9 protein-coding genes and 2 pseudogenes are annotated in these 7,641 nt (G+C 42.0%); 8 read left to right on the top strand and 3 right to left on the bottom strand.

The annotated features are described in order from the left end of the window. The first annotated feature begins 50 nt into the window (after positions 1–50). The 5 genes and pseudogenes from ACM0OS_RS27585 to ACM0OS_RS27565 form a co-directional block, all read left to right on the top strand. A complete protein-coding gene (locus ACM0OS_RS27585; protein WP_414546368.1) occupies positions 51–224 on the top strand; it encodes a DUF6920 family protein in 174 nt (57 codons plus the stop codon). A 93-nt stretch (positions 225–317) separates the two neighbouring features. Continuing rightward, positions 318–824, top strand: a complete 507-nt coding sequence (locus ACM0OS_RS27580) for a hypothetical protein (RefSeq protein WP_414546367.1) — start codon at positions 318–320, stop codon at positions 822–824. 119 nt (positions 825–943) lie between these two features. Continuing rightward, positions 944–1,888 carry a DnaJ C-terminal domain-containing protein gene (locus ACM0OS_RS27575; RefSeq protein ID WP_414546366.1) on the top strand — a complete coding sequence of 315 codons (945 nt, stop codon included), beginning with the start codon at positions 944–946 and terminating at the stop codon, positions 1,886–1,888. Continuing rightward, positions 1,885–2,196: a chaperone modulator CbpM gene (locus tag ACM0OS_RS27570; protein ID WP_414546365.1), complete on the top strand. Its 312-nt coding sequence runs from the start codon at positions 1,885–1,887 to the stop codon at positions 2,194–2,196. The genes ACM0OS_RS27575 and ACM0OS_RS27570 overlap by 4 nt, the downstream gene beginning before the upstream one ends. Next, positions 2,193–2,351, top strand: a pseudogene (locus ACM0OS_RS27565) (potassium channel protein); the annotation flags it as partial. The gene ACM0OS_RS27570 and the pseudogene ACM0OS_RS27565, both read left to right, overlap by 4 nt. A 2-nt stretch (positions 2,352–2,353) precedes the next feature. On the opposite strand, the pseudogene ACM0OS_RS27560 reads toward ACM0OS_RS27565, so the two are convergent. Continuing rightward, a pseudogene (locus tag ACM0OS_RS27560) lies at positions 2,354–2,674 on the bottom strand (transposase); the annotation flags it as partial. A 1,092-nt stretch (positions 2,675–3,766) separates the two neighbouring features. On the opposite strand from ACM0OS_RS27560, the gene ACM0OS_RS27555 reads away from it, so the two are divergent. Both ACM0OS_RS27555 and ACM0OS_RS27550 read left to right on the top strand, forming a co-directional pair. Next, positions 3,767–4,402 (top strand): Crp/Fnr family transcriptional regulator, encoded by a 636-nt coding sequence (locus ACM0OS_RS27555; RefSeq protein WP_414546364.1) that lies wholly within the window; start codon positions 3,767–3,769, stop codon positions 4,400–4,402. Between the two features lie 68 nt (positions 4,403–4,470). Further along, the gene (locus ACM0OS_RS27550) at positions 4,471–5,439 is read left to right on the top strand and encodes a Rieske 2Fe-2S domain-containing protein (protein ID WP_414546363.1); all 969 of its coding nucleotides are present in this window, start codon (positions 4,471–4,473) and stop codon (positions 5,437–5,439) included. A gap of 118 nt (positions 5,440–5,557) precedes the next feature. Here the strand turns inward: ACM0OS_RS27550 and ACM0OS_RS27545 are convergent, their stop codons facing one another. Both ACM0OS_RS27545 and ACM0OS_RS27540 read right to left on the bottom strand, forming a co-directional pair. Then, positions 5,558–5,890: an NIPSNAP family protein gene (locus ACM0OS_RS27545; protein WP_414546362.1), complete on the bottom strand. Its 333-nt coding sequence runs from the start codon at positions 5,888–5,890 to the stop codon at positions 5,558–5,560. Next, positions 5,887–6,411: a GNAT family N-acetyltransferase gene (locus tag ACM0OS_RS27540; RefSeq protein ID WP_414546361.1), complete on the bottom strand. Its 525-nt coding sequence runs from the start codon at positions 6,409–6,411 to the stop codon at positions 5,887–5,889. Before ACM0OS_RS27540 ends, ACM0OS_RS27545 begins: the two co-directional genes overlap by 4 nt. 122 nt (positions 6,412–6,533) lie before the next feature. On the opposite strand from ACM0OS_RS27540, the gene ACM0OS_RS27535 reads away from it, so the two are divergent. Further along, complete coding sequence (locus ACM0OS_RS27535) at positions 6,534–7,019, top strand: hypothetical protein (RefSeq protein ID WP_414546359.1); 486 nt, start codon at positions 6,534–6,536, stop codon at positions 7,017–7,019. Positions 7,020–7,641 lie beyond the last annotated feature (622 nt).

The raw sequence follows: 7,641 nt of genomic DNA, 5'->3' as shown, positions 1-7,641 counted from the left end.
GAAACTGGTTTGCTAATTGCTGTTACTGTACCTCATAACAGCCGGAAAGGCTGTATCGTGACAAGCTGACTGCTATGCCTTGGGTCGGTCGATTCTGGGAATATTCAGTTTGTAATGGGATGCTTATTCCCTTAGAAGGCGAGGTGGGATGGGAGTATCCAGAAGGCACTCGGCTCTATTTTAAAGGAAGAACTACAGAGATTCACTATGAGTTTGCGTGTTGATGAACTGCAATCAAAACAAACATCAATTTGCACTTTCAATGTTGTTCTCATCTTATCTTGAATAGCCGAGTAACTCTGTATAGAATCCACCTGATGAAAAAAGCATCTTTCTTAACACAACCCTTGTTTTTATTAGGAATATCTTTATTTATTTATATAATGGCACTTAGCTTGCCAGCACTAACTTTTGAGATAATCGAACCCAAGACAATACACACAGGTTCAACTTATATCATGAAGGGGGTTGAAGCTACGATTGGGGGAATACTTGGATTGTTATTTCTTCAAGCGCCGGCTATTGGCTGGTTGGCTAATCCACTTTATTGGTATTCCTGTAAATTTTTTCTCCAGAAAAAATACAAGTTCTCAATAGCTTCTGCTTTGACTTCAATTATTATAGGCTTTACAGGCACAATCTCAACATATTGGTTTCCGTTACCTAATGGTAGTAATCCTGATAGTCAGCTTCTATTAATCAAGTTACTTCCTGGTTTCTGGTTATGGCTTGCGGCTCCTGCCTTTGTGATGATTATTGCTAGTGGCTTTGCTTATACAAAACACAAGAATCGCCTTGAAAGAAAAAGTGTGAAGCTTCCCTAGACTTCGTGAGAGCTATTGTTAGCATGATTGAATTGGAACTTATCTCTAACTGAAAATACACCCACCGCAAAAAACCTGCAATTCTCCTAAATTGCCGCTACGTGAACAAGAGGTAACTGATGCCAACTACAACAGATTTTAAAGACTACTATGCCATTTTGGGAGTAAGCAAAACCGCAACCCCTGAAGAAATCAAACGGACTTACCGCAAACTTGCCCGCAAATATCATCCTGACCTGAATCCTGGAGATAAAGACGCAGAAACAAAGTTCAAAGAACTCAATGAAGCGAATGAGGTATTATCTGATCCAGAGAAGCGGCAGAAGTACGATCGCTTTGGTCAGCACTGGAATCACCCTGGTTATACTGAAGCGCCGCCACCCAGTTCCACTAATGTTGGTACAACCGACTTCGATCAGTACGGCGATTTTGATTCGTTTATCAACGATTTACTGGGTCGAACGAGACGTAAAACCTCCACTGGTGGATTTGATGATTTTAATGGTGGATTTCGTTCTCAAGCCCCTGCACCAGATACCGAAGCTGCGATCGCACTTACATTTTCTGAAGCATTTCACGGTGTCCAAAAGCGTTTGCAACTCGACGAGGAAATGATCAACGTCCGTATTCCCACAGGTGCAAAACCAGGTAGTCGAATTCGGCTCAAGGGTAAAGGTCGTCCTAGTCCGTTCTCTCAACAGCGCGGCGATTTATATTTAACTATCGAGGTGTTAACCCATCCCTTCTATCGATTTGAGGGCGATAACCTCGTTTGTGACATTCCCATTCGCCCCGATGAAGCGGTTTTAGGGGCAGAAATCAGCGTACCTACCCCCGATGGTAGCGTAACAATGAAAGTTCCCAAAGGGGTGCGATCGGGGCAATCGCTGAGACTGCGCGGTAAAGGCTGGACATTGCCAAAAGGGGGACGAGGTGATTTATTTGCCAAACTTCAGATTGTCACGCCGCAAGACCTGAGTGCGATCGAGCAAGAATATTACGAAAAAATCCAGGCAAACACTAGCTTTAACCCACGTACCCAGTTAGAGGAGATAAAATTATGACCTTCAGCCTTTCAAAAACCGTGGTTTCACTCGAAGGTGAACAACTTTACAGCTTTGAATATGCTGCATTAATCACTAAGACTTCGATTACCCTGGTGAAGTTTTACGTTGAGTTAGGCGTAATTGAACCCATTGGTGATTTGCTACATTCCCGCGAGATTGCGCGAATTGCTCAGATTCAACGCTTGCGTCAAGATTTAAGGCTAAACTTAGTCGGAGCAGCAATGGTGCTAGATATGGCGACTGAAATTGCCCAATTACGGGCACAGTTAAAAGTGTATCAGTCTCATTCCTCTAACTCATTATGAGCTATCTGAACCAACGCTCAAAGCCCACATTAGATCATGAGCGCAGTGAGGTGTTGCAACAGTTGGAAGATTGGCTAGAAACGCCAATGCTAGTGCTGGGCTTTGCTTGGTTGGGACTTTTTATCGTTGAGCTAGTTTGGGGACTGAATCCTCTTTCTTGTATCTCAGTCTCAATTTGACGAGATTGATTTAAGCCTAAGAAGACTGGAGAATTTAAACTAATCATCGTGTAAACACAAAAAATAATCTCCCACCACCTCTCAATATGTTGAAAATTGGTGAAACGGTAATCTGTCCAGCCTAGTTCCTGTTTACACTGCCGAAAACCATATTCTACCCAGATTCTTAAGCCATATAAGTCGCCTAAAGTTTTTTTGAGATTACCTTGAAGATTTGTCATTACGAAAGAAGTTGAATTCTCTGGCATGGTTTCTGGGTCAGTAGTTATTTCTCAGTAAGTTACGGCTCTTTTTTTACCATCAAACTTGGAACAATACTTAATCTTAAGCACCCATCTGTCATACTCTATGAAGTACAGATTAAGGGCTGATCAATATTCGTCCTTATTCACTATGATTTTAGCTTGAAGATAAATATGAATTGTTCATTAATTAGTAAAGTATATAAAATCATTGAGCTTGCTGAATTAATCTATTGCCCAAAGTCATCAGATATACTGTTTGGGAGAGTAGCTGCGTGTGGTCTTTTCTATCTGATAGCAGCTTTTAATGATGATGTCGCTCCTTGTCTGGAGATATACGACCTAGAAATGCAAGGTAGAGTGGATATTTTGGTTGAGGAGTAAACTCATAACTATTGAAGAAGAATTCAGGAATCAGAATTCAGGAATCAGAATCAAGACGCGACGCTCGCGGACCCGCTAACGCTGCGCTATCCGCTTTTTCGGTCAAAATTCATTCTGTTAGCGGATAGCTAAGGTTTAGCCCATTCTGACTCCTGACTCCTGAATTCTGTTCGATAACATCTATAGCGTTGTTAAATAGTTGAGTCCTAACCTTGGTTGCCGTTATGCTTTGGAAATACTAACATATAGGTGATTTTTAGCAAGTCTAAATATTTTGGTAGTGGTAAATATGTAGTGATAATAGAGATTTAGCAACTAAAATTATTTCTTTTTATCTAAAGCTAAAAAGACTAGAAAAATAGTTGGAGTTTACATAAGTGAGAGCAGCGAAGATGGAGCTAGAGGATTATATAGTGGGGAGAGGGGAGGAGGCTTTGGGTAAATCAATTGAGAAGACACATCCTTGATGGGGGATATCCCGAACTGAGAGTATACCGGGAGCAACGCTGCTGCTCGATTTTCAGAGCAAGAGGGATTACAAGCCCTTAATAATCCGGTTTATAGGTTTGATGTTAAAGGTGTGTTGCTCGGAACTGTTATTCAAGTTTTTTTCCTGTTTATCATCATCGGAATTTCAGTTCTAAAACCTTGGGGAAGGCGAACAACTAAAGCAAAAAGTCCAGTCAGTACAACTTAGTCAGGGTTGGGGCTAGGTTGAAGTTACTAGGAAGATGCTAATGTTCGGTATCAAACCGTTGCGAGGGTATGATATTCACAGAGCAACCTAAATGGTTGAGTGATTTAAAACTGGGCTGTCAAATGTACGAGTCGTTCTATACATTCATCCAGCAACTTTTCCCTGATTTCAAAATTGACTTCTTGCTGCTTGAACCCCTGATAAAGTCCAAAAAATTGCACAGAGGGGAGTTCTTAGTTCAAGAGGGTGAAGTTTGTAATTTTGTTGGTTTCACTTTGAAGGGTTGTCTCAGAACATTTGTGTTGAAAAATGGGAAAGAATACACGCTTTTTTTTCATCCTGAACAGCAGACGTTTGGAGATTATGAAAGTTTTCAAAAATATCAACCAACTCGTTTTTCGTTTCAGGCAGTTGAGGAATCGGAAGTAATAATATTTGACCATCAAGTAATGCAATTCTTCGAGACGATTCCTCAAGGACAAAAATTTCTGAGACTTGTAGCCGAGGATCTTGCTTTTTCTTTGCGGGATAAACTGCTTTCCCTATTTTTAGATCCCCCGGAGGAACGTTACCTCAACCTGCTACAAACGGAACCTAAACTGTTGCAGCGCATTCCTCAGCATTATCTAGCATCATATTTGGGTATTGAGCCACAGTCTCTCAGTCGTTTGAAGCGAAGAGTACACCAGAAGGTGATTTCTTAACCAAGGTGAATGCACATCGTTCGGATAACGGATAGGTTAGAAATCAAACAGTATGAAAGAGTGTCTAGATGAAGCCTATCCTTCCTGGCGCACCTTGGTTGGTCGCTCATCGTTCTATGTTTGCTATCGATAAGCCTTACAAACTCACACTCAACGGATGTGATTATGTCCTTTGGCAAAACAATAAAGGGGAGATTTTTTCGCTGGAAAACACCTGTCCTCATATGCAGGCGCCTCTCTCAGATGGCTGGATTTGTAAAACTAACCACTCCGTAACTTGTCCTTTTCATGCACTTGAATTCAATGGTGAAGGAAAACTGTTGAAAGATGGTAAACCGAAAGGGGAAGCACTGATAAACAAGTTGAATTTGGTAGTTCAAGGCGATCTGATTTGGACTTATGGAAGTTACGAACCTCGTTTGCCGATACCCGATCTGATATTTGAGCAAACCAAAGAACTTCGTTTCTTAGGGATTGTAGGACACAGCAGTATTCCGGCTCCATTTCTCAATTGCATCAAAATCAATTACGATTTCAATCATCAAAACGGTGTTCATCGTCATATATTCAGAATTCGAGAAAACCCGGTTGAATCTTTTGAACAAAATGGTTATGCTGCCAGAGTTGTTCAAACTTTCTTACGAGACAAAAATTCTTTAGCTGAAGTCTTAAAAAACCCGTCTTTGTTGACTTTACCTAGACAAATTAAAAATGAGTTGGAGTACACTTTCCCTTCAACAGCTTTATTTAAAGCCAGACTTCCAATAGGCGAAATTCTACAATTTTTTATTCTTTACCCGGAAACAGAGCATCAAACTCGAACCTTTGTGCTTTGCTATGGGAATTTTCAGAGTCCTCTTTTCAAAGTACCTGGATTGAAAATTTTTTTTGAGAGAATGCTTCTAGCATCCACTACTAAAGTGGTTGAGCAAGATTCTAGGGCAGTAGCGAGTTTGTATCCACTACAAAAACCGAAAATTCGACTGCCGAACGAAGAAATTTTGTCTTATGTTGAAAAGCTTTATCATGAGTGGTGATGGCATTCTCTTAACCACTAAACATGAATGAAATTATTGAATTGGCAAAACAACAATGGCAGCAGCAAGAATCCGCATAATGGCGATAATTTTCAGAAAATCGTTAGCCCAAGCTGATTTATTGGATATTTGGAATTTTATTAAAATCGCCTAAAACTGGACGCATAAATGATCGCTCATAACTGACAATGCACTTTGTTCGACGTGCAAAATCATAGGCTTCCTGACAAGCTGGATCTTGCTGGGAATCTATCCGGTATTGCTCGTATGCTGCAAGGCTGGGAAAACTGAATAGAGCTACGGCAATATTATTAGCTCCTTCATGTGGAAGGAAGTACCCATGATGGTTTCCACCGAATTTTTTCACCAATGGTATCCACATAAGTCCGTATGCTTCAAAATCCGAAATTTTGTCAGGGTCGAGAACGTAGCGCAAATAACAAGTAATCATATCAATCTGCTTGAAAAATTTTTCTCCTCATCAGTCATCTGTACTAGTTTCTTCTCCCAGAATAACGCCTTGCCCATCTGGGGATTTAGCTCATAGCCACTGAATCCGCACACCTTGTATGCTGACTGGGCAACATGGTTTCCTTCTAGTACCTCTAACGTAAGTTTACAGCAGCCCAAATCGAAAGCGATCTCCTCCGCTTTTTGTAGCAGCAGTTGAGACAAGCCTCTACGCCGATAGGGTAAAGCAACAAAGACATCGTGAATATTAAGTAATGGCTGACACGCGAAGGTAGAGAATCCTTCTAAGCAAACAACAAGCCCTGCGGGTTCGGCATCGACAAAGGCGAGAATGACATGAGCCGCTTTTCTCTTTGCAAGTTCTGCTGTTAGATTTGCTTTAACGTAGTCGGACAGCCCTTTGCCACTACCCATTGGGTCGAGCGCATACTCATCCATTAATTGAACCATAGCGTCTGCATGAGCAGGCAGATTAAGGTCTGCTTCAACAATTTCAATCATCTATTAATTGTGGCCACACTATTCTTTATTTTTCCTTGCCTACGAATAGAAAGCAATATTAATGCTCCAAATTCCCATATTAATGCAGCAATAGCAGTTGAAGTCAGTTTTAGCACGCGCAATTGGGTTTATCCACTGAGTCACGCCGACCGCTTGAGGATGGGAAGCGGGTGAGATATTACAGTCTTAATACTGATGATGTGGCGTTCGTGCGAAAGGTGCTGAAATATCGGCAACGGCAACGGGAGGAGAGAGAAAGGAAACGTCAAAAGGAACAAGAACGTAATGCGGCTTATGCGGCTATAATGCAATCTCAGTATGGCATTAACCCTCCGTCCACACCCCCCAATAATGAATATGGGAATAATAAACGGGGGGGTGTGGACACAGATGAACAATTCAGTGATTCTTGGTGGAAACGAGTTAAATATTATGCTCAGTTAGTTGCTCACAAGGTTGAAAGCGGGGTGGAAGTGGTTAAAGAAATACTCAGTACCTTAACCAGTGATCAGCGTTGGGGGGTGATGCTGGAATTTGAAGAAGTTTGCCCAGAGGGTTTTACTCAAATGGTGGCAGCTGCTCCCAATTGGGTGGAGTGGATGGGCTAGTGCGATTCGTTGGTAGCTAAATCACGGTAACCAGTCCGTACATAGGCTACCCAAGGTAAAACTTTAAAAAGAACCTTGAACTCTCGATTTGATGTGGGTGAAAGTCCCACCTACCAGACTCAGGTATGACTCCCTATCTGCCCACAGTGACCAAACTCGGAGTTTTGGAGGCTGAAGCTGGGAACAGGGCGTAATCAGATGGCTGTTATGGGCTGACACTGACGCTAACGGGAAGTTCTTACGGTGAAACAGAGCCTAAAAAAACAACTTATCCACAAGCGGGGCATAACAAAAACCCCCGACTTTACTGGAGTAAATTCCTGCCGCATAATACCCCAATAGCGGTAAGAGTCTAGGGAATCCAGTGGTTGAACTGGCTACACCTAACGGAACGAACAATCGAATTGAGGGAACGAAGAAAAACGAACCGAGGGTCTAGGGGAGGTCGAAAACCCAAGTAGGCTAGACGAGTAGCGGAAATCCCAGGGTTCGGGTAGGACTGACCGTAACTGGTCAGAGGTGTTCAGAATACACACGTTTGGAGTCAGAGCATGATTAGACACAGCAGCAATGCTAGTGAATCCTGGAAGAATCTACCGTGGAAACAATTTCGCAAGAATCT

The organism is Nostoc sp. CCY0012 (assembly GCF_963920855.1).
Classification (GTDB): Bacteria; Cyanobacteriota; Cyanobacteriia; order Cyanobacteriales; family Nostocaceae; genus Cyanocohniella.
The sequence above is the reverse complement of the archived record's forward strand: the minus strand, read 5'-3'. Positions and strand labels throughout refer to the sequence as shown.